At 38.5% G+C, this 21,470-nt stretch carries 17 protein-coding genes and 1 tRNA gene; 12 read left to right on the top strand and 6 right to left on the bottom strand.

Annotated features, from left to right (window positions below; genetic code table 11):
• Positions 1–518: 518 nt before the first annotated feature.
• The 4 genes from bchL to PLEUR7319_RS0118390 all read left to right on the top strand — a co-directional run bounded on the left by bchL (position 519) and on the right by PLEUR7319_RS0118390 (position 4,968).
• Positions 519–1,391, top strand: a complete 873-nt coding sequence (gene bchL / locus PLEUR7319_RS0118405; RefSeq protein ID WP_019506700.1) for a ferredoxin:protochlorophyllide reductase (ATP-dependent) iron-sulfur ATP-binding protein — start codon at positions 519–521, stop codon at positions 1,389–1,391.
• Between the two features lie 263 nt (positions 1,392–1,654).
• Positions 1,655–3,061 (top strand): ferredoxin:protochlorophyllide reductase (ATP-dependent) subunit N, encoded by a 1,407-nt coding sequence (locus tag PLEUR7319_RS0118400; RefSeq protein ID WP_019506699.1) that lies wholly within the window; start codon positions 1,655–1,657, stop codon positions 3,059–3,061.
• Positions 3,062–3,214: 153 nt separating this feature from the next.
• Positions 3,215–3,988, top strand: coding sequence for a hypothetical protein (locus PLEUR7319_RS0118395; protein ID WP_019506698.1), 774 nt, complete (start codon positions 3,215–3,217; stop codon positions 3,986–3,988).
• 179 nt (positions 3,989–4,167) lie between these two features.
• Positions 4,168–4,968, top strand: coding sequence for a sulfotransferase family 2 domain-containing protein (locus tag PLEUR7319_RS0118390; protein WP_019506697.1), 801 nt, complete (start codon positions 4,168–4,170; stop codon positions 4,966–4,968).
• A gap of 148 nt (positions 4,969–5,116) precedes the next feature.
• Here the strand turns inward: PLEUR7319_RS0118390 and PLEUR7319_RS0118385 are convergent, their stop codons facing one another.
• Complete coding sequence (locus PLEUR7319_RS0118385; RefSeq protein ID WP_019506696.1) at positions 5,117–5,632, bottom strand: pentapeptide repeat-containing protein; 516 nt, start codon at positions 5,630–5,632, stop codon at positions 5,117–5,119.
• A gap of 4 nt (positions 5,633–5,636) precedes the next feature.
• Positions 5,637–7,049 (bottom strand): LCP family protein, encoded by a 1,413-nt coding sequence (locus tag PLEUR7319_RS0118380; RefSeq protein ID WP_019506695.1) that lies wholly within the window; start codon positions 7,047–7,049, stop codon positions 5,637–5,639.
• A gap of 284 nt (positions 7,050–7,333) precedes the next feature.
• On the opposite strand from PLEUR7319_RS0118380, the gene PLEUR7319_RS0118375 reads away from it, so the two are divergent.
• Both PLEUR7319_RS0118375 and PLEUR7319_RS0118370 read left to right on the top strand, forming a co-directional pair.
• Entirely contained in the window at positions 7,334–8,395 is a 1,062-nt protein-coding gene (locus PLEUR7319_RS0118375) for a mannose-1-phosphate guanylyltransferase (RefSeq protein ID WP_019506694.1), read from the top strand.
• Between the two features lie 14 nt (positions 8,396–8,409).
• Complete coding sequence (locus tag PLEUR7319_RS0118370; RefSeq protein WP_026102625.1) at positions 8,410–9,198, top strand: ABC-2 family transporter protein; 789 nt, start codon at positions 8,410–8,412, stop codon at positions 9,196–9,198.
• A 124-nt stretch (positions 9,199–9,322) separates the two neighbouring features.
• Here PLEUR7319_RS0118370 and PLEUR7319_RS0118365 read toward each other — a convergent pair whose 3' ends face one another.
• From PLEUR7319_RS0118365 to PLEUR7319_RS0118355, 3 genes are all read right to left on the bottom strand, one after another.
• On the bottom strand, positions 9,323–9,646 hold the full coding sequence (locus PLEUR7319_RS0118365; RefSeq protein ID WP_019506692.1) for a hypothetical protein: 324 nt from the start codon (positions 9,644–9,646) through the stop codon (positions 9,323–9,325).
• Positions 9,647–9,821: 175 nt separating this feature from the next.
• On the bottom strand, positions 9,822–12,188 hold the full coding sequence (locus PLEUR7319_RS0118360) for an ABC transporter permease (protein WP_019506691.1): 2,367 nt from the start codon (positions 12,186–12,188) through the stop codon (positions 9,822–9,824).
• 293 nt (positions 12,189–12,481) lie between these two features.
• Positions 12,482–13,081 carry a Uma2 family endonuclease gene (locus tag PLEUR7319_RS0118355; protein ID WP_019506690.1) on the bottom strand — a complete coding sequence of 200 codons (600 nt, stop codon included), beginning with the start codon at positions 13,079–13,081 and terminating at the stop codon, positions 12,482–12,484.
• A gap of 153 nt (positions 13,082–13,234) precedes the next feature.
• Between PLEUR7319_RS0118355 and PLEUR7319_RS0118350 the strand changes: the two genes are divergently transcribed.
• The 6 genes from PLEUR7319_RS0118350 to PLEUR7319_RS0118325 all read left to right on the top strand — a co-directional run bounded on the left by PLEUR7319_RS0118350 (position 13,235) and on the right by PLEUR7319_RS0118325 (position 20,385).
• Positions 13,235–13,474: a hypothetical protein gene (locus tag PLEUR7319_RS0118350; protein WP_019506689.1), complete on the top strand. Its 240-nt coding sequence runs from the start codon at positions 13,235–13,237 to the stop codon at positions 13,472–13,474.
• A 281-nt stretch (positions 13,475–13,755) separates the two neighbouring features.
• On the top strand, positions 13,756–14,556 hold the full coding sequence (locus PLEUR7319_RS0118345; RefSeq protein ID WP_019506688.1) for a segregation/condensation protein A: 801 nt from the start codon (positions 13,756–13,758) through the stop codon (positions 14,554–14,556).
• Between the two features lie 80 nt (positions 14,557–14,636).
• Positions 14,637–15,800 carry a sugar phosphate nucleotidyltransferase gene (locus PLEUR7319_RS0118340; RefSeq protein WP_019506687.1) on the top strand — a complete coding sequence of 388 codons (1,164 nt, stop codon included), beginning with the start codon at positions 14,637–14,639 and terminating at the stop codon, positions 15,798–15,800.
• A gap of 127 nt (positions 15,801–15,927) precedes the next feature.
• Positions 15,928–16,001 (top strand) — tRNA-Val (locus PLEUR7319_RS0118335).
• Positions 16,002–16,669: 668 nt separating this feature from the next.
• A complete protein-coding gene (locus PLEUR7319_RS0118330) occupies positions 16,670–19,045 on the top strand; it encodes a glycoside hydrolase family 10 protein (protein ID WP_019506686.1) in 2,376 nt (791 codons plus the stop codon).
• Positions 19,046–19,110: 65 nt separating this feature from the next.
• On the top strand, positions 19,111–20,385 hold the full coding sequence (locus PLEUR7319_RS0118325; RefSeq protein WP_019506685.1) for an FGGY-family carbohydrate kinase: 1,275 nt from the start codon (positions 19,111–19,113) through the stop codon (positions 20,383–20,385).
• Positions 20,386–20,516: 131 nt separating this feature from the next.
• On the opposite strand, the gene PLEUR7319_RS0118320 is transcribed toward PLEUR7319_RS0118325, so the two are convergent.
• Entirely contained in the window at positions 20,517–21,257 is a 741-nt protein-coding gene (locus PLEUR7319_RS0118320) for a response regulator transcription factor (RefSeq protein WP_019506684.1), read from the bottom strand.
• Positions 21,258–21,470 lie beyond the last annotated feature (213 nt).

Below are 21,470 nucleotides of genomic sequence, written 5' to 3'. Positions count from 1 at the left end.
CGGATATCTCAAAAATTAACTCTTCTTTACTTAAAAAAAATCTTGATTCTTTAATATTGAGTTTGCTCTATGAGCAACTGAATAAATTTTCTACAGCGATCGCCAAGACAATTCTAGCCTTAGAGGGCTGAAACTTAGAATAAATCAATGATAGAGGCTAAAGGCAATTTCAATCTTTAAAATTATCGTATAGCAATAGGCAAAGGAAAAATTGCTTTTTTGAAGTGCTAAAAGGCTTTTTTGTTTTTTGTTCACTTTTATCTTAAATAAATACGCAAAATATTAAAAACAATTTTTTTGATATTTTTTCAATTGTTTTAGAGTCTTATAATCGTTTAAAAACCAAATGCTCTCACAAACTAAGATTTAGATTTCTTTTGAGATAGAGAGTACCTTTATTTTCCGGTTCATTTGGCTAATAATGCATACAGAGACGTAAACCAGAAATGCAAATTACGTCATACTTATTAAACTCAGATAAATTCTCGTATTTAGTAGAAGCAGGGGAGATAATAAACGTGGGACAAATTAGATTAGCAGTTTACGGTAAAGGCGGAATCGGTAAATCTACAACTAGCTGCAATATTTCCGCAGCCTTAGCCAAAAGAGGCAAAAAAGTATTACAGATAGGCTGCGACCCCAAGCATGATAGTACCTTTACTCTCACAGGATTTCTCATTCCTACTATTATCGATACACTCCAAGAAAGAGACTTTCACTACGAGGATATTTGGCCCGAAGATGTAATTTATGAAGGCTATGGTGGCGTTAGCTGTGTTGAAGCAGGTGGTCCTCCTGCTGGAGCTGGTTGCGGTGGATACGTAGTCGGAGAAACTGTTAAGCTACTCAAAGAATTAAATGCTTTTGATGAATATGACGTTATTTTGTTTGATGTATTGGGTGACGTAGTTTGCGGTGGTTTTGCTGCCCCCCTTAACTATGCTGACTACTGCATGATTGTCACTGATAATGGTTTTGATGCTTTGTTTGCAGCTAATCGTATTGCTGCTTCTGTAAGAGAAAAAGCCCGGACCCATTCCCTCCGTTTAGCGGGTTTAATTGGCAATCGTACTTCCAAGCGGGACTTAATTGATAAGTACATTGAACACGTACCTATGCCTGTTTTAGAGATACTACCTCTAATTGAAGACATTCGTGTATCTCGTGTTAAAGGAAAAACTTTGTTTGAAATGGCAGAAAACGATCCTTCCTTAGCTTTTGTCTGTGATTACTATCTCAATATTGCCGATCAGATTTTGGCTGCACCAGAAGGAGTAGTACCCAACGAAGCTCAAGACAGAGACTTATTCTCCTTGTTATCTGATTACTATCTAAATCCTCCCGCAGGTACACAAGAGAAAGAAGAAGAATTAGACATGATGATGGTTTGATCAATTGACAATCAATAATTGACAGTTGACAACTACTTATTGCAGTTTGAACGTAGAGATGCCATATATTGCATCTCTTTACTTTCTTCCAGTAACTAAAGATTGCAACTCCATAATCGAAGCGTTAGGAAAAGATTTCGACCCTGAAATTGAATTAAAAAAGCGATTACGTGACCCGTAGCCTTTGGATCGACAAAAACGACAGATCAATAATCAGATTTATATTCAAAATATTTAGATCAAGTTAGAGAGGAAATCAAAACATGACCGTTGCCCAAGATCAACCCAGTGCTTTAAATTTTGAGTGTGAAACTGGGAATTATCATACTTTTTGCCCCATTAGCTGTGTGGCATGGCTATATCAAAAAATTGAAGATAGTTTCTTTTTAGTCATTGGCACCAAAACCTGTGGTTACTTTCTGCAAAATGCTATGGGGGTAATGATTTTTGCTGAACCTCGCTACGCGATGGCGGAATTAGAAGAAGGAGATATTTCGGCTAAATTAAACGATTACGAAGAACTAAAAAGATTGTGTCTTCAGATCAAACGCGATCGCAATCCTAGTGTAATCGTCTGGATTGGTACTTGTACGACTGAGATTATCAAAATGGATTTAGAAGGTTTAGCACCTAAACTAGAAGCTGAAATTGGTATTCCCATCGTTACTGCCCGTGCTAATGGTTTAGATTATGCCTTTACTCAGGGTGAAGATACAGTACTTGCTGCGATGGCGCACAAGTGTCCTACGGAAGCACCTCAGTTAGAAGCCGAAAAGAAAGAACGTAATGCTGTTTCCAGCTTACTTAACTTTGGTCGCAAGAAAGAAGAAGTCCAACAAGAAGAATCTGAATATAAGGATCATCAACCTTTAGTACTTTTTGGTTCATTACCAGATCCCGTAGTTACCAACCTGACCCTAGAACTCAAAAAACAAGGGGTTAAAGTATCGGGGTGGCTACCTTCTAAACGCTATACGGAACTACCTGTAATTGAACAGGGCTACTATGTAGCAGGAGTAAATCCTTTCCTTAGTCGTACTGCTACTACCTTGATGCGTCGTCGTAAAACTAAACTCATTGGTGCGCCTTTCCCGATTGGTCCTGATGGTACCAGAGCCTGGATTGAAAAAATCTGTTCGGTACTAGGCATCGAACCTCAAGGACTAGAAGAGAGAGAAGCTAAGATTTGGGAAAGCTTAGAAGATTACATTCAACTAATTCGCGGTAAGTCGGTCTTCTTTATGGGAGATAACTTGTTAGAAGTTTCGCTAGCCCGTTTTCTGATTCGTTGTGGTATGACTTGCCAAGAAATCGGCATTCCTTACATGGACAAACGTTATCAAAAAGCTGAACTAGACTTACTTGAAAAAACCTGTAACGAAATGGGTGTTCCCATTCCTACTATTGTCGAAAAACCTGACAACTACAACCAACTTCAACGCATTACCGCTCAAAAACCCGACTTAGTAATCACTGGTATGGCTCACGCCAACCCCTTAGAAGCCAGAGGCATCAATACCAAGTGGTCAGTTGAATTTACTTTTGCTCAAATTCACGGTTTTACTAATGCACGGGATATTCTAGAGTTAGCCACTCGTCCTCTGCGTCGTAATAACAATCTCAAAGAACTGGGTTGGGAGAAACTAGTTCAAGAAGAAGCTAAGGTTTAATTAGCTATTTCTATTAATTGGTTATAGTCTCAAGGTCTATCATTAGGGGTAATTTAATTAATTACCCCTATCGTTTTTTTCATAATCAGGAAAATTTTTGACATAGTAATAATAGCTAACATAGCAATATATAGATAACTAGGGTGATTTATCATGTCTGATTCCCGCAAAGAAAGAATTATTGCCGATCTACAACAGGCAAAACAGACTGGAGAGTTAAAAACTGAGAAGATCCGTGAAATCGTTAAAAATGCGATCGCCGAAACTATTACCGAAGTCAAAGCAGGCAGAAGCGAAATAGTTAATTTAGTTCAAGATGCGATCGCGGCAGTCAAAGAAACTTTTCAAGAAAAAAGTGGCGAAGTAAAAGAAGAAGTTACAGCCTCTATTCAGGGGGCAATAGACGGCATTAGCGAAGCAAGAAGACGAAAAATTAACGACACACAATCAGAAATTACCACTTTAGAAGCAGAAGTAGTATCGGAAGAACAAGAGCTACAAGATGATATCGATCAAGCTTTAGAAGAGGTTACAAAACAAAGTAATGCCGAACCTGACAAGATCAAACAAGCGATCGGCGAAGCTATTACAAGTATTAGTAACAGTGAAGAATTTGCGCTCTTACAACAGCAATATGCTCGTTTAAAAGCTCAAACAGCGGTATTAAAAGCAAATTTGGCCAATCGTTATGGTGAACAATACGAAGAGGTGAATAACTACTTAGAGGAAGCTAAAACCTGGTATGAAAAAGCTAAAGAAGACCCAGAAGTATTTACTGAGCCAGTAAAACGAAAAAGAACCGAATTTGAGCAAAAACTAGGAGCAACTGGTAGTGCAGTAGCGCGTAAAGAAAAGCAGGTTAAACAGCTATTGTCAGAACTTTGGAAAGAAATTAGAGAAATTTTTCAGGATAAAGCGACAAAATAACTCTTTTTACCAATCTAAGTTTGATCTTAGGCAGTATTCTAAATAATCATGACTCACAGCCTTGAAGTGTGCTGAAAGAAGTATTTGGTGGCAAATAATAGACTAATACACTATACTTGCTCCAGTTTTTTAGTTTTTACTTGAAAGCGGATTGCTCTATCGCATCAAGGGTCAAGTTGATGATTAGATTTTTGAAATATTCTGCTGCCAATTATGGGGCATTAAAACAAAATAGTAAGCACAATTTTGCCCAAAGACATACTATTCGTATTTACAAATCTAATGCTATTTATAGCTTTATTCCTAAAAATGCTTGTAGCACAATGAGGACTTCGATCGCCTATGCCAATGGCTGTATTGATAATCCTCAAGACTTCAACTGGATACATAAGAATAACCACACTTTCAACGCTGAATTAGCAGATTTAATTTGTGCCGATTACACTTTTGTTATTTTGCGTTGTCCCTTTGCCAGACTAGCAAGTGTTTATCTTGATAAAATCGTTTCTAGAGATATTGTTGCTTGGGATTTTTACGATTTAATCGACAGGAAAGTTGAATTAGACGATATTTCTTTTACTCAATTTGTACAACAGCTAGAAACCGAAGCTGTCCAGAACGGGAATATTCATTGGCGATCGCAAGTAGATTTTTTAGTGTATCAGAAGTATGATGACTATTTTTGCTTAGAAAATTTTGCGGAGATCGTTACCACACTTAAGACCAAAATTGGCTTGGAGCTGATTGATGCTCGTAAATTAACTAACCATGGTTTAGACCAACTAAAATTGCTCGATGATGCTGATTATTCTCAAGTTAAACCTGCTGAAATTTTGAGCCTAAAAAAAGATGGTTATTGCCCTGCTCCTAAATCCCTTTATACTGATGAGTTAGTTGAAACTGTCCGCAATTTATATTCTGATGACATTAAATTTTATCAAGAGGTGATTACAAAGCCATCCTTGATGTTTGAATTTTAGTTAATCTGAACTCGGGATAAGCTGAAAGACTTATGGTGCAGTTGAGCAATGGTCAGAATACGTGAGTTCGACGGAAAAATAAGACCAAAAAGCTGAGAGCTGAGAGCGGACCTCCCCCTTAAATTGCTTTAACCCAAACTGAGGTTAGTTAATCCCGACAGCCTAAACTATATCTTGTTTCTACTCCAGTAGTAGGATTAGTGCCTTCTGCTCTTTGGCACATCAGATAAATTTGATAGCGGTCTAAAATTGCGTCGGAAAAATCTGCTCCCGTAATAGTAGTCCCTTCAAAATTTGTGCTGGTAGCCACTGCATCTCGAAAAATAGCGTTAGTTAAGTCAGAATTATTAAAATCAACCCGATCCATTAAGGAGCTAGTAAAATTTGCTCCTTTAAGGTTGGTATTAACAAAAATTCCCTTAGTCAAAATCGAATTACTGACATCTGATTCTTCAAAACTGGCTCCTCTGGCATCAGCAGCAGCAAATACAGCACCTACCAAATCCTTATGGGAAAAATCTTGTCCCCTAATCTCGCTATAAGTATAGTTAACCGCGCTGTCTTGGGCGATGGCAGGGGTCGCTTTTAATAATACCCAAACTACGGCGATCGCGATAATAATCAGTAGGTTAAGTAAACGCTGTTTTAATTGAGACAAGATCATAAGACTATTGAAAATAAATATTTTTTGATTTTCTATTTTTAGGGGGATGGTTATCTAAGGGTAATAAACGGGCATCTTCACCTACTTGAATCGTCAGTTTTTCTTCTATAGGATAGGTTTTTGTCTCTAGATCACCAAAACCGAGAATATTTCTGATATGCTCTGCTGCTCGCAGTTGACTATGGTCAATAATAATTTTAGTTTGATCTAATTTTAACGGGATCCGATCAACGAAATAAACTTTTTGGAAATTTTGTTGTTTTAGATAAGCTACGACCTGCATCGCCAATTCAGGGTTATCAGTAGTGTTTTGCACCGCAATTGGACGACTAAGAAAAGGAGCGGATTGGTTTACAAGGCTAGAGACATGCTTACTTTTATCAGATTTCTTGTTATTAGATGTTTTGTTTTCAGAATCCGACTTCGCTAGTTGAGTGAGATGAGGTTTATTTTTGGCCATTAGTGATTTACCTGGGGTATAACCGGATAGTAAATCCACACTGATACTCTCGGCATCAAGTTCTGCTAGAAAGTCCGCTACAGAGATAATTTCTGCCCTAGAAAGATTGGTATCTAATTGCGGTTGAACTGTTTCTACCGTTGATTTAAAGTTAGCAAAATAGTTAGGAATATTTAGACGCTGGCGAATATATTCAAAGGCAGCTCGCTGCCGTGCAATTTGTTCTAATTTGTCAGAGCAATCTTGGATGCGAAAGTCACAAGTCTTGAGAGTCAGTTTGCCACTAGCACTCAATTTTTGCCAAGCTTGGGGAGTCGCACGGATATAGCGATCGATAGTAACGCCATCTAGCAATTGAGAAACCATGTCCGAGACCAATTCTATACCGCCATATTGATTAGCATCGGCAATTGTCCCCCAACCAAATCCAGGGATTTTTACTCGACTGTCAGTAGGAATATTAATTACCTGGGCAAAATCGATTTCAGGTTCAAATTTCAACAGGAGAATTGCTTTACTTGTGCCGCTTGCAGCATTAGAAAACTTGACTATGTTTTCAGCACCAGGCTCTACCTCCATCAGTAAGATGTGAACGGGATGAGCAAAATTGGGCTGAATCTCACCCTCAACTTCGGAAGTATTAGGAGAAATCTTTGCAGCGATCGCCTGTTCCACCAAATCGATTTTAGTCACAGCGGCACCAAACCCAGCCGAGAAAATTGCTGTTGAAGCGATCAATCCGCCCCAAAAAAAACCACGAACAAAGCAAGACCAACGAGAATATCTGTGCCAAAACCATGAAGGTTGATGGGATAGGTTAATCTGGTTTTTATTAGCCTGTTGCTCAATAAGATGAAGTGGTATTAACGACCTGTGAATTCTGAGCCTATTTGTCTGGCTAACGAGCCTGCTTTTGCCAATATGTTTATTCTTAATCTGTGCTCTCTCATCAATCATACAAATTACTTCGGCTTATTTTATTTGGTAAATTGTTGTTTTTTTAACATATGTTAATTAAGATGCAGGAAACTTCTAAAAAAACACTCAAAATAAGATTGTTTTCTGATTATGAATACAGACAAGCAACAAGAAAGCAAAAATCCAATATAGGAAAGAAATTTTAAATTACATAGTACCACCCTAGTCAAGGGCAATTGATCAAGATAAACAATCGCGGAAATCATCATAGCCACGAAGTAGACCGAATCATCGTCAAAACCTTAACAATAAAGGAAAAATTAATGGAAACAAAATTAATCCCAATTATTTTGGCTGGTGGCAAAGGAGAGCGTTTTTGGCCAGTAAGTCGTCTTAAAAGACCTAAGCAATTTTTATGTCTTGATGGTACTGGCATCAGCTTATTACAAGCTACCGCAAGTCGTCTATTAGATTTAGCAGAAGGTTGGGACAATCTATGGGTGATCACCTCAGCGATTATTGCCGAAGGAGTTAAAAAACAATTACCAGAGTTACCAGAAGCCAATATTTTAATCGAACCCCAAGGCAAAGATACAGCTCCCGCAGTAGCCTGGGCAACTTTGGAAGTGGCTAAGAGATATGGTGAGGATGCCATAGTAGGATTTTTTCCTGCCGATCACTGGATTGGAGATATAGATGCCTACACCAAAACACTCAAGGTGGCAGCTAAGGAAGCTGCAACCGAAGCCTCGATAGTGACCTTGGGTATTAAGCCGAATCAGCCGGCGACGGGTTATGGATATATTGAACAGGGGATGGAGAAAGCTAAGATTGATGGCTTACCAGTCTATAAAGTGACTCGCTTTACCGAAAAACCCGACCAGCAAACCGCCCAGTCATTTATCGATACAGGTAGATTTAGCTGGAATAGTGGGATGTTTATTTTTCGGGTAGGGGTTGTTATAAATGAGTTGCAAAAATATGCGCCCAAGTTGTTAAGTTTACTAGCTGAAAAAGGTCAAGATGCTTATGCTGAACTAGAAAAAGAAAGCATTGACTATGCTCTCATGGAAAAAACCCAGTTAGCTTATGTTTTACCCGCCAATTTTGGCTGGGATGACTTAGGAGATTGGAATGGAGTCGAACGTTTATTAAAGGGCAGTCAAGAAAATGTTGAATTAGGTACTCATATTGGTAAGAATACTCAGAATACGATCATCTACACCAGCGATCATGATGAAGTTATCGTTACTATTGGTTTAAAAGATGTTGTTATTGTTCGCGATGGTAACGTAACTCTGGTTGTCGATAAAGAGCATACTCAAGATATTAAACAGGTAGTTAAATCTCTCCACGACGAACCTCATCTTAAACATCTTTTATAGAACATATTTTTCTAGTGAAACTACTGATTAAAAAAGCCAAAATATTTTTCTTGGCTTACTACGCTTATATGCTAGAGTATCGTGCCGAAATATTTTTATGGGCATTATCTAACTCTCTGCCCATTATTCTGATGGGAGTATGGATTCAAGCATCTCAAGGTGGAGATTTTGGTTTGAGTGCTACTGATTTTGCCCGCTATTTCTTTTGTGTTTTTATTGTCAGGCAGTTTACGGCGATCTGGGTGATTTGGGATTTTGAACAAGAAATAATAGAGGGAAAGCTTTCCCTCCGTCTACTACAGCCCATAGATCCAGTTTGGCATCATGTTGCTGGACATTTAGCTGAAAAAATGACCCGTTTGCCCCTAATTGCTTTATTTTGTGGTCTCTTTTTTATTCTCTATCCTGATGCTATCTGGTTTCCTCAACCAATAAATATCTTATTAGTCATTCTGGCGATCGCCCTAGCATTTACCCTGCGCTTCGCAATTCAATATACTTTTGCGATGTTAGCCTTTTGGACAGAGAGAGCTAGCGCCATCCAACAATTTTGGTTTTTATTCTATATCTTCCTTTCAGGTACAATTGCCCCTTTAGAAGTTTTTCCCCAGATCGTTAGACAATTTGTGGAATGGACTCCATTTCCCTATATGATGCACTTTCCTGCTGCATTGCTGATGGGACTTCCTGTTGATTTTGGCAAAAGTATTTTGATTATGATTGTCTGGACGATAGCGTTTATCGCAGTTAATCGTTGGTTATGGCGTCTAGGTTTGAAACAATATTCAGGAATGGGCGCATAGTGCAAATTATGAAGGATGAGGGATGAGGGATGAGGGATGAAAAACAAAATTTTAGTTTTTTTTCCCTATCTCCCCACCTACCTCAACCACTAATTTGCGCGTTCCCTAACCCAAAGAACTTAACTTAGCTGGGGGATGCTGCTGACTCGGAATTGGATGCTCGAGAGCTGGAACTTTTGATTGTCTTACTAAACAATTCTTCTTCCATGGGCACAAATTCGATTCTGTTCAGCAGTGTAGTCACGAAGGCAAATAATAAAAAGGGCAAAGAAAGCACTAAGACAATTCCCACAGTTGCTAAAGCGTAAATTTGTCTGGTGCTACTCCACAATGCCAATGTGGTTGCTAAGCTAATAAAAATTACAATTAACCAAATTATTATTTGACCGTAGATATCACCAAATTTTAAAGTGCAAATCATCTTATATTTGTATAGCTCATTGTCCATGAAAAATCTCCTAAATGTTTTGTTGATAATGTCTAGGTTATATAGATTATCGCGAAGGTTTTTGAGATTCAGGTAAGATCCAAATATTTTCCCAAGGGTTGCAATATCTGTTTACAATTCCCTCAATAATATTAAGTATTTATACTTAGTTGCCAACAATGTCTAAGGAAATAAATTATTCTCTAGTTTTCAACACAGCAATAAGATCTAAGCGATTGATTTGACGACGAATAATTAATCCTGAACCAAAAGCAGCCAGGATCACAATTACAAAAGTAAAAGCATAGGTAGAGTTGTTAATTATTAAAGGCAAACGATAAAGTTCAGAATTGTAGGCAGAAGACATTAATGCTGCCAAACCATAGCCAATTAAAAAACCGACCGGAATAGCGATCGCGATTAAAATTGCTTGTTCTCCCAGCAAAATAAAAGCTACTTCCCCTTTCGTAAAACCAATAATGCGTAGACTAGCTAGTTCTCTTCCTCTCTCGGATAAGGCAATGCGAGCAGAATTATAAACAACGCTCACGGTAATAATACAAGCAAAAGCAACAAGGAAAGTCGTCATAATCTTTAGATTTTCGGCACTGATGTCCTCAAAACTTTTTAAACTCGCTTGCCGAGTCGATATGCCAGTAACGGCAGGAATACGTTTCAACTCTGCGTAAAGTTGATTGGCACGAGAAGAATCTACCGTCAGATAAGCGCCAGAAATAGTCTGTCCCTCTCGCATAAAACGATTTAAGGCATCAATATTGATATAAGCTTGTACCCCCAGCAATTCATCTACTAACCCAGTTACTTTAACCTGTCGCACAGGGCGATTAGCTTCTAAAACTTCAACTGTTAATCTATCTCCAGGTTCTACGCCCAAAATTTCTGCAAGTTTGGTTGTTAGCACGACTCCATCATGAGGAAGACGAACAGTTTGTAAATTCTTATTTATCAGGCGACGGAACTCTCCTTGGGGTTCAATACCTGTTAGAGCGGTGCGATAGGTACGGTGCTCAAATCTAAGCCGAGCTGAAACTAAGCGAAATGGTTCTGATTCAATTACTCCAGATAAATTACTGACCTCATAACGGGTACGAGAAGGGCGAGGCTCATTAAAAACAATAGTCATATCTTCTCTTTGTACCTGACGAAATTGAAAATCCATCAAATAGTTAACAGCATCTTTCATATAATTGCCTGTAATTAAGATCGCTACTGCTAAAGCAATCCCAAAAATTGATAAACTTGCTTGTATCGGTTTTCGTTCTAGATTTCGTAAAATAATTCTCCCCGCAGGGGAAAAGAAACGCTGTAAGCCTAACCTCTCGATAATAGTAGGTTTAAACTGAGAAGGTGGTTCAGGGCGCATTCCTTGAGCTGGTGGCAAAGTAACCGCCTTATTTACTGCCATAAATGCCCCGATCGCCGCGGCAGAATAACTTACGATCATCGCAGCAGCTAATACTCTGGGGCTAAAATCAAAACGTAGTAGGGGAAACTTATAAAACTGAGTATAAATTTGCGTGAGTCCTCTGCCTAACCATAAGCCACCCAGAATGCCCAGAAAAGAACCAATAGTGACAATTGTCAGTACAAATTTGAGGTAGTGCCAACCAATGGCAAAGTTGTCATAACCAAAAGCTTTGAGGACAGCGATCTGTTCCCTTTGGGTACCGACTAACCGTGAGAGAACTACATGGAGTAAAAATGCCGCAATCCCCAAGAAAATTGAAGGCAACATAGTCGCCATGATCTCTAAACCTTTAATCTCGTCTGAGAGTATTTGATGGGAAACTTGATCGTCTCGACTATAAGCACCTAAACCACCATAGCGAGCTAGTAGTCGGTCTAATTGAGTAATCACCTCAATTTCTTTGGCTCCAGGACTCAAAGAGAGAGAAACGTTATTAAATGCTCCATCTAGATCATAGGCTTTACCCAAGGCATTGCGACCCATCCAAATAATCCCAAATCGCTTATTATCGGGATATAATTCTCCCGCCCCTCGCACTTCGTAAACATATTCAGGAGAGAGCGCAATTCCTACAATCTGTAACTGTTCCCATCGCCCGTTAATAATTGCCCCAATACTATTGCCCAACTGTAATTTATTTGCCTTGGCAAAAGCTTCGCTAATTAATACTTCATTGCCTCTTCCAGATTCGATATATCTTCCCTTACGGATATATGGCTGATTCAGCATCGATATCTGTTGTTCGGGAATGGAAATCAGTCTTCCTGTTCCTGGTTCGGGCAATTCTGGAACATCCAGGGTAACGTCTACCACAATCCGAGTCTGGGCTTGGGCTACTCCTGGGATGTCTGCTATTTGTTCATTTAGGGTTTCTGGGGCCCGTTTGAGAGAGGCAAAAACTTGAGCAAAATGATATTCATTATAGTAAGTAGTCTGAGTCAGAGTAAGGGAGGCATAGGAACTCCTTGCCATCACAAAACTAGCGATCCCACAGGCAACAACTAAGGCGATCGCAATTACCTGTCCTCTGGCGTGCCATAAGTCGCGAAATAGTTTGCGATCGAGAGAATTCATATCTTAGTTTAAATCGTATTCGTATTATGTGAGTCAAACTCACCATTTCTAGAAAAATGAGCTAGCAAAACAGATATCTTGACTGAACTTTAGTTACGAAGGGGCTTGGGGAAGCCGTCACTTCCCCAACTGGGGGTCTGGGGGAAAGTTCCCCCAGAGATAAATCTAGTTATGAAGGATAAATTACCAACAAAATAGTTCAGAAATAAGCATTATTAATCCACATCAAGCGTATATATATATTTTAGGAGGATTAATCTTTACGTAATCTCTAAATTGTCAGCTTAAATTTTCTATTTAATCTGCTGTAAAAAATCGGCTTCGATGATTAAAGGACTTTTAGTGAGTCCCTGATTGGCAAAGTTTTCCAGTATTTCGGATGTCAAGTTAGGTAAAAGCTTACTAGTAGTAACTTCTACATATCCTTGAGTTTCTAGTTGATAAAAAGTAATTTTACTGTTTCTCCAAAACCAAACCTCTTTAACTCCGATCGCTTGATATTTATCTAGATCATCAAGACTACCACTAGAAAATATAACTTCAATTGCTAGATCGGGAATATCTTTGTCCGTATTGAAAGCAAAACTAACATCTGGCTCTTTTCCTGCCAATGGTTTATTCTCCAATCGGGTAGAACCCATCGGGAAATAAGGTAAATTAAACTTTCTACAGTAAGCAGATACTAAAATAGCAATGGTTTGGGCAATTCTTTCGTGATTCTTGCTGGGAGACACTAAAGTAATTACTCCATTGAAATAAGAAACTCTATAACCTGGATATTCTTCGGAATTAAATTTTTCGTAATCTATCCAAGTCATCCCTGCCAAACTTAAAGTTTGGTCTTGTCTTTGAAGGCGATCGCTACTTAAGGGAAGCTTGGTATTGATTAACATAATCTAAATCTTATGTAATTACTATCGAATACGTAACTACTTATTACATTCATTTCTACCATTTTTCTTACTTCACAGTCTGTTATATTCCGTGTCGATTAACCACGCTAGAATCAAAGAAATATCAGGGTTTATTAACTAGGGAGACATATTATGTTTCTTAAATCAAAATCTCATGGTGAGTTGGTAGAGTTACTAGAAGTGGAAAACCTTTACGATCCTTTTAAGAAAGAAGTGCTGGGTAGATTTCATGCAGGGGAAGAAATGCAAGATCCAGAAACCTTTGTAAAATCTGAGTTGATTTTTCCCTCAGGCGAAGCTTTACCTCAATGTTGGCTAGATCCAGACTATAAACACATTCGCCATAAAGAACCTCAATCAACTGTAACTTGAAACCATGGTGGCAACATTTTGTTGTTAACTATGACAATCACTCTCTGTATTTATCAAAAAGCTTAAAGCTTAGAGCTTATGGCTTATAGCTGGGGCGAAGCCCTTTATTTTAGGGCTGTGTGGCGAAGACGCTTCGCCACCTTGTCAAGCTCAATTATTAAGGATCGAGAATTAGTTTTTCGTAGTCGAAAATCATCATTAATCATCAATTCAAGTTAGCGAGATTAATTTTTACAGTAGTTTTGTAAAAATTGCCAATTATGGATTATAAATGATGGATTATGACTATCACCCCCGCGCAAGAAGCGATCGCTAACTTAATCAATCTCGCAGAACGAGGAGAAATTGATCCTTGGGATGTTCCTGTGATCACTATTATTGACCGTTTTTTGGCTGAATTAGGACTAATGGGCGAAACTGAGTCCGATTCACCTCAACAAGAAGCGGACTTACCACGTTCTGGACAAGCATTTCTGTGGGCTTCAATGTTAGTGTTGTTTAAAGCTGACAGTCTCCATCTATTGCAGGAAGAACTATTGGAAATAGAGGAGGAGGAAGAATTTTTGGAATCAGAAATTTTGACGGGTAGTGAAACACGAACTCTGCCTGCAAATTTAGAACAGCATATTCGTCGTCGTACTTCCTTAAAGCCTATGGGAAAAAGGCGTGTAACCCTACAAGAATTAATTGAACAATTAGAACATATTGCTGCTGAAATTGAAGCGGCAGCTACCGACAGTTCCCCTCGTCGTTCCCAGCGTTCTCGTAGTGCAGCTATTAAGGCGATCGCTCAACTAGCTCATAATGAAAATTTAACCGAGTTAGCAGCTCAGTTGGAAAGCTTTTTATATTTGAATCTGACTCAGTTAGCCTCAGATAAAGATTATGTAGACTGGGAACAACTATTACAAGGTTGGCATAGTTCTGATTCAACTGACACTGGTACCGAGGAAGATTCTGATCTAGATCGAGCAGGAATTTTTTGGGCTTTACTTTTACTCTCAGCTCAATCAAAAGTAGAATTATTTCAAGAAGAATTTTATCAAGACCTAAGTGTTCGTCCCTTAAATTCATGTTCGTAAACTTCAGTTTTCGGCATCCATTGTTGATAAACTGGAATAGTTTAAATAGTTACAATAAGTCTGGTTGAGGAGAAGCTTTGATGAAAGCCATGATTTTGGCGGCTGGTAAAGGCACTCGTGTTCGTCCCATAACATATACAATTCCCAAACCTCTAATTCCGATATTACAAAAGCCAGTCATGGAGTTTCTCTTAGAACTTCTAAGACAGCATGGTTTCGACCAGATTATGGTCAATGTCAGTCATTTGGCTCATGAAATAGAAGGCTATTTTCGCGATGGTCAGCGTTTTGGTGTGGATATTGGTTACTCGTTTGAAGGTAGCATTGTTGATGGGAAACTTGTCGGACAAGCAGTAGGTTCTGCTGGCGGCTTAAGAAAAATCCAAGACTTTAATGCTTTTTTTGACGATACTTTTGTCGTTTTATGTGGGGATGCCCTAATCGACCTTGACTTAACTGCAGCAGTTAAACAGCATCAAGCCAACGGCGCGATCGCCACAGTAATCACCAAAAAAGTCCCCAAAGAAGACGTTCCTAGCTATGGTGTAGTGGTCACAGATGAGCAAGGACGTATTCAGTCTTTTCAGGAAAAACCCTCTGTAGAAGAAGCTCTAAGCACAGATATCAATACAGGAATTTATATTTTTGAGCCAGAGATCTTTGAATATATCCCTCCAAATCAAGAGTACGATATTGGGGGAGAACTGTTTCCCAAGTTGGTTGCCAAACAGGCTCCCTTTTACGCTGTCTCCATGGACTTTGAATGGGTTGATATTGGCAAGGTTCCCGATTATTGGCACGCTATTCGTGGAGTGTTGACTAAAAAAATTAAAAATGTCAGTATTCCTGGTCATGAAGTTGCCCCGGGTATTTATACAGGATTAAACGTGGCAGTCAATTGGGACAAAGTCGATATTCAAGGTCCAGTCTATATTGGTGGTATGACCAAAATTGAAGACGGTGCCAAAATTATTGGGCCAACTATGATTGGTCCTAATTGTTATATCTGTAGCGGTGCCACCGTAGATAATAGTGTGATTTTTGAGTATTCTCGTTTAGGGGAAGGCATTCGCCTAGTGGACAAGTTAGTCTTTGGACGTTATTGCGTTGATAAGACAGGAGCGGCGATCGATTTGCAAGCAGCTGCTTTAGATTGGCTAATTACTGATACTCGTAATAATCCTTCTCATCAAAAACACGATGAACATAAAGTGATTAAAGATTTCTTGAAAGAAGATAATTAATTAACTATTGAGCGTTCTTTTAGATTGAGAATGCTTACTCGTGTAAATTAAAAAATCTTTTCAGATAAGATTCAAACAATTGACTGCAATTTCGCTTCTTTTGTTGATATAATAGTTGAGTCTCAAATGGGCTATAACTCAGTTGGTTAGAGTGTCACATTGACATTGTGGAAGTCGGCGGTTCGAGTCCGCCTAGCCCAACTTCTGTCTTACTCGAGTCAAAACTTGCTTTTGATTGTTGCTCAAGGATTACAATTACGTTTCAGATAACTTTACAGTTAATTCTTCTTGAAAAATTTATATTCAACAGAATCATTAGACTAGAAAATAATATAAAGTTATCTGATTTCAATCACAGCAATATTCAGATGATATGTTTAAAATATGCTAAAAAATATCATAGAGATTATTGACAAGTATGTTGAGCTTTTTCGAGTTATTAAGGCGATCGCCAATACTTATTTACGAACAGTCTCTCCAGGAATACATACTACATTCTTTTGAAGAATACAAATATAAATCGAGGTTTTACAACAACAATAATACATAGTAAAATTAGTTAAATATTTAAATATAATATTTAGATTATTAGCGCTCAAAATAAGAAGCTATTTGGCATTTTTAAGCAATTTTACAGATTATTATAATTTGATTGATTTTGAAGCTTTTCACCCAATTCATGTAATTTAAATGCTAATCAACTCACCGTAATATCTGCTAACTATCCTGAAAAAACAGCTAATTATCGTCAGAATCACCGATACAAGTATCTAACCATCAAGATTATAATAGGTAATTGTGTAAGCTTATTACTATGCGAAATTAATACATTATTTATTGGTAAACTATAAAATACTAAGGAGAAATTAGTGTTCAAAAATGATGGGCATTTGCCACAACTTCAACCAACAATAGACATTAAGATTAAGCCAATAAGTAATATAACTTTAATTAAAAAATTACTTGAATTAACTATTATTGTACTACCTACTACTATACTAACTTTGCCAGTAATAGCTATTAAGTCAGAGATCGCCTCGGCAAGTCTATCTCCGAAGTCAGTGATTAATGACCATTCATCAAAACAAAGAGTAAACTATTGCCCGAGTAAACCTGTCAAACAAAATAAACATGTTGGGGCTTCATTCATCGAGCAAAATTCGACTTTTTTAGGCTGGAATTGGAAATCTGCTCAATTAGTTGGCTCGACTCTCAATAAAAATTGGTTAGAGTCGGCTCTAAATAGATACAGTATTAACGGTATTAATAGTAATGATCGATCTAGCTCTACCAAAGGTAGTTTCGGAACAAACTGCAATTTTAACCAGATCGCTCAGAAGAGTTCTCGTTCTGCTCTCGATGATTTACTACTATTACAAGACCCCTCTGAGTTCAGATTGCCCTCCTCAAATTTTGCCTCTCCAGACGAGTCAGATCTAGATATTTCTGCTGCTGAGATACGTATAATGAAACAGGAACTAGAAGGTTTGATTGGTCGCTTCGAGACAACTCTTCTAACTGCCGATGCTTATTATAGTGATATCGATATTTCGATGGCGGACGTGATTCAACAGTTACTCAGCAAACAGACTAAAAATTATCAAGCAAAAGAAAAATCTTTAGTCAAATCTGAGTATCGAGATGCTCACCGAGCCTTAGAGCAAGCTCGTAATGGGCTTGATAGATTTCGTAATTTGGTAAATCAGCGTAGTTATCTTAAAGCCAAAGCTGAATGGTTAGCTGCCAAACAACTATTGTGGGATAATTACCCATCAGATAGACCTGTGGCTCATTCAGAAGTACGAGGAATGTGGCTCGATCGAGGCACAATTGTTAAAGCTAAATCTGAGGCAGACTTGGTCAAGATTTTTGACCGCATGGCAACAGCAGGAATCAACACGGTCTTTTTTGAGACTGTTAATTCCGGCTATACTATTTATCCCAGTAAAGTTGCTCCCAAACAAAACCCCTTAGTGGAGGGTTGGGATCCCCTCAAAGTGGCAATTAAGCTAGCTCATGAGCGTGGTATGGAGTTACATGCATGGGTTTGGACTTTTGCCGCAGTCAACCAACGTCACAATACCATCATTAATCTACCCCGCAATTATTTGGGGCCAGTATTATCAAAGCATCCAGATTGGGCATTAACAGATCACGAGGGTAGCCGCTTCCATTATAGTTCTGGTAAAGTTTTCCTCGATCCTGCTAATCCTGATGTTCGGAATTATCTGACATCACTACTTACAGAAATTGCTACAGATTATGATGTCGATGGAGTTCATCTCGACTATATTCGCTATCCATTTCAAAGTCCCACTGGTAAGATTACTTACGGTTATGGTAGGGTGGCAAGGGAGCAATTTGCAGCACAAACAGGAATAGATCCAATCCAGTTAGATCCTCAACATCCTTTGTGGTCGGAATGGACGGAATTTCGGATTGAGCAGATTGATAGTTTTGTTGCTTCGGTGTCTCAGAATTTAAAACAACTCCGACCTGATTTAACTCTCTCAACGGCAGTATTTCCTATGCCCTACCGAGAGCGCACATCAAAAATTCAGCAAAACTGGGAAAATTGGGTAGCAAAAGAATGGATTGATATGTTGATCCCCATGACTTATGCTGAAAACACGGAGAAACTTTATACCCTTGCCAGTCCCCTACTAAGTGAATTCGATCACGGGAAGGCATTGCTTTTACCAGGAATCAGGCTTTTGAATATTTCGGAAATAGGAGCATTAGACCAAATGCAATTATTGCGTGGTATGTCTACCGAAGGCTATGCTCTTTTTGCAGCAGAAAATTTAAATTCTCATTTTGAGACTATCTTTAATAGTACTCAGGGTAGTATTTCTTCCGAGCCTAGACAACCTTTACCGCATCGAGAACCATTTTTGGTGACTTTATCTCGTTATCAAAGCTTACAAAAGGAATGGAATTTTTTCTTAACCAATAATCAGTTAGTTATTGAAGATATTACGTTACAGGAATGGGGAGAAAATGCTGACAGATTAGCACATGATTTACAAAAACTAGTGGATGAGCCTTCTAATCGGAATTTCTTCTCAACTCAGATTTCTCTCAATTCTCTGCGACGTAAGTTTCCTCAGTGGATGGAAGAAACTAAAAGCATTGATGCGTATCAAGTAAAAGTCTGGGAAAATCGCTTAAACACTCTAGATCGTCTCTTAAGTTATGGAGAAAACAAGGTTCTAAAACCTGCTCCAACCACAGTGGTTAGATAATCATTAGAATTAGATCGATTGCTACTATTAGTCATAGCGTTCAAAGTTCATTGTCAATTGTGGAAATGGAACATTATCTAGGGATTGATTTTGGTACTTCTGGAGCTAGGGCAATAGTCATCGATCAGAGAGAAAATATTATTGCCACAGAAAAATTTAGTTTTACTAAACTAGCTCCTGAACAATTAGCACATACCTGGCAAATTGCACTTTTTGATTTAATTAATCAAATACCAAATGATATCAGGAAGCAGCTCAAGGCGATCGCCATTAATGGAACTTCTTCTACAGTATTATTATGTGACGCTACGGGAAAACCAATCACTTGCCCAATTTTGTATAACGATGCTAGAGGAAACAGTGTCTTAGAACAAATTAGAAGCATTGCCCCTAAAAATCATTTAGTAATTAGTGCCACTTCTAGTTTGGCAAAACTTTTTTGGTGGCAACAACAATCTTACTTTGCTCAAGCCAGATATTTTTTTCATCAGGCTGACTGGTTAGCTTTTCTGTTGCATGGCAAATTGGGCATCAGTGATTATCATAATGCTCTCAAGTTAGGATATGACGTAGACAATCTTGGTTATCCAGATTGGCTCCAAAATTTGCCTTTTAGCAATTTATATCCACAAGTATTATCTCCAGGTGCAGTAGTGGGAAAAATTACCTCAGAAAACTGCGATCGCCTTAATTTACCATCTGACTGTCTGGTTCGTACAGGCACTACCGATAGTATTGCTGCTTTTCTGGCTAGTGGGGCTGATCGACCAGGAGAAGCAGTTACCTCTCTTGGTTCAACTTTAGTTTTAAAATTATTGAGTCAAACTAAAGTCAATTCATCTAAGTATGGTATCTACAGCCATAGATTAGGAAAACTTTGGTTAACTGGGGGAGCCTCTAATACTGGTGGCGCTGTATTAAAGCACTTTTTTGATCACGAACAATTAAAGTATTTATCTGAACAAATTGATCCTGAAGTAGCAAGTCCTTTCAAATACTATCCTCTCCTGCAACCAGGCGATCGCTTTCCTGTTAACGATCCTAATTTACCTCCTCAATTAGAACCTCGTCCCGCAAGTCCCATCAAGTTTCTACATGGCTTATTAGAGAGTATTTCACGTATCGAAGGTTTGGGTTATCAAAAATTACAAGATTTAGGTGCTGATCGACTAATTCACATCTATACAGCAGGAGGAGGAGCAAAGAACAATGTGTGGCAAAAAATTCGTCAGCGCCATCTGAAAGTCCCCGTAAGCATAGCTAATAATACCGAAGCTGCTTATGGTACAGCGTTGTTGGCTGGCAATAAATCTTTAATCTCCAAGACAACAGAGTTATGAGAGAGCAAGCAAGAAAGGAGGAGCCGATATCTTTTTCTGCGGCTGATAATTGTCTCTTTCCGCAAAATCAATAGCCACCTGCAATGATAATTTTTCATGTGACTCGCTTCTCAATCGACTCTTCTTCGAGGCTATACCGTTGCCTTATCTTCTTGAGCTAAGATTTGCTCAGAGTTAGGTAACTCCAAACAATATCCTGCACCATAAACGGTCTTAATATAGTTAGGATGGCGAGGATCGGGTTCTAATTTAGTTCGCAGATGACGAATATGAACGCGGATAGTTTCGATATCATCATCAGGATCATAACCCCAAACTTCTTTCAAGATCTCAGGAGGAGCAACCGTCTGTCCATGACGCTGAAGTAAGCAGTGGAGTAATTCAAACTCCAGATGAGTTAATTTAACTGTTTTTTCAAACCAAATTGCCTCAAAACGTTCAGGAATTAAGGTCAAAGGACCAAAGTTAAGAATTTCTGAGTGTTTCGCCGCTTGAGGGATGCGATCCGTACGACGCAATAAAGCTCTTACTCTAGCGAGCATTTCTTCAACTTCAAAAGGCTTAGTTAAATAGTCATCGGCACCAGCGTTAAATCCTTCTACCTTATCCTGGGTTTGTCCCAAAGCGGTTAGCATTAAAACTGGAATATCGGAAGTGCGCTCATCTCTACGTAATCTCTGACAAACGGTAAAGCCATCAACCTTCGGTAACATAAGATCGAGCATAACTAAGTCTGGTTGTAGCTGTACAGCTAATGCCTGACCTTTTATACCATCTTCTGCCTGATTGACATCATAGCCTGCCATCTCTAGGTTAATAGAGACTAATTCAGAGATTGCTGGATCGTCGTCAATTACAAGTATTCTGGGCATATTAAATATATGGTTGATATTATGATTAGTAACAGAGTATTCATGTAACTTTTTGATTAAACACAAAAAATTTAGAATAGGTAACAAATCCTGTCCTGATTATAAGCAAAAATGCTCATTGTGTTTGAGTTACTTGTCTTGTATTAAACCTTTCTAAAGTTTAATTTTAGATACTATGTGCGTATTTTGCATTATTCAAACTTATATTTATCT

This window comes from Pleurocapsa sp. PCC 7319 (assembly GCF_000332195.1).
Classification (GTDB): Bacteria; Cyanobacteriota; Cyanobacteriia; order Cyanobacteriales; family Xenococcaceae; genus Waterburya.
Note: the sequence above shows the minus strand (reverse complement) of the source record. Positions and strands in the feature narration are given on the sequence as shown.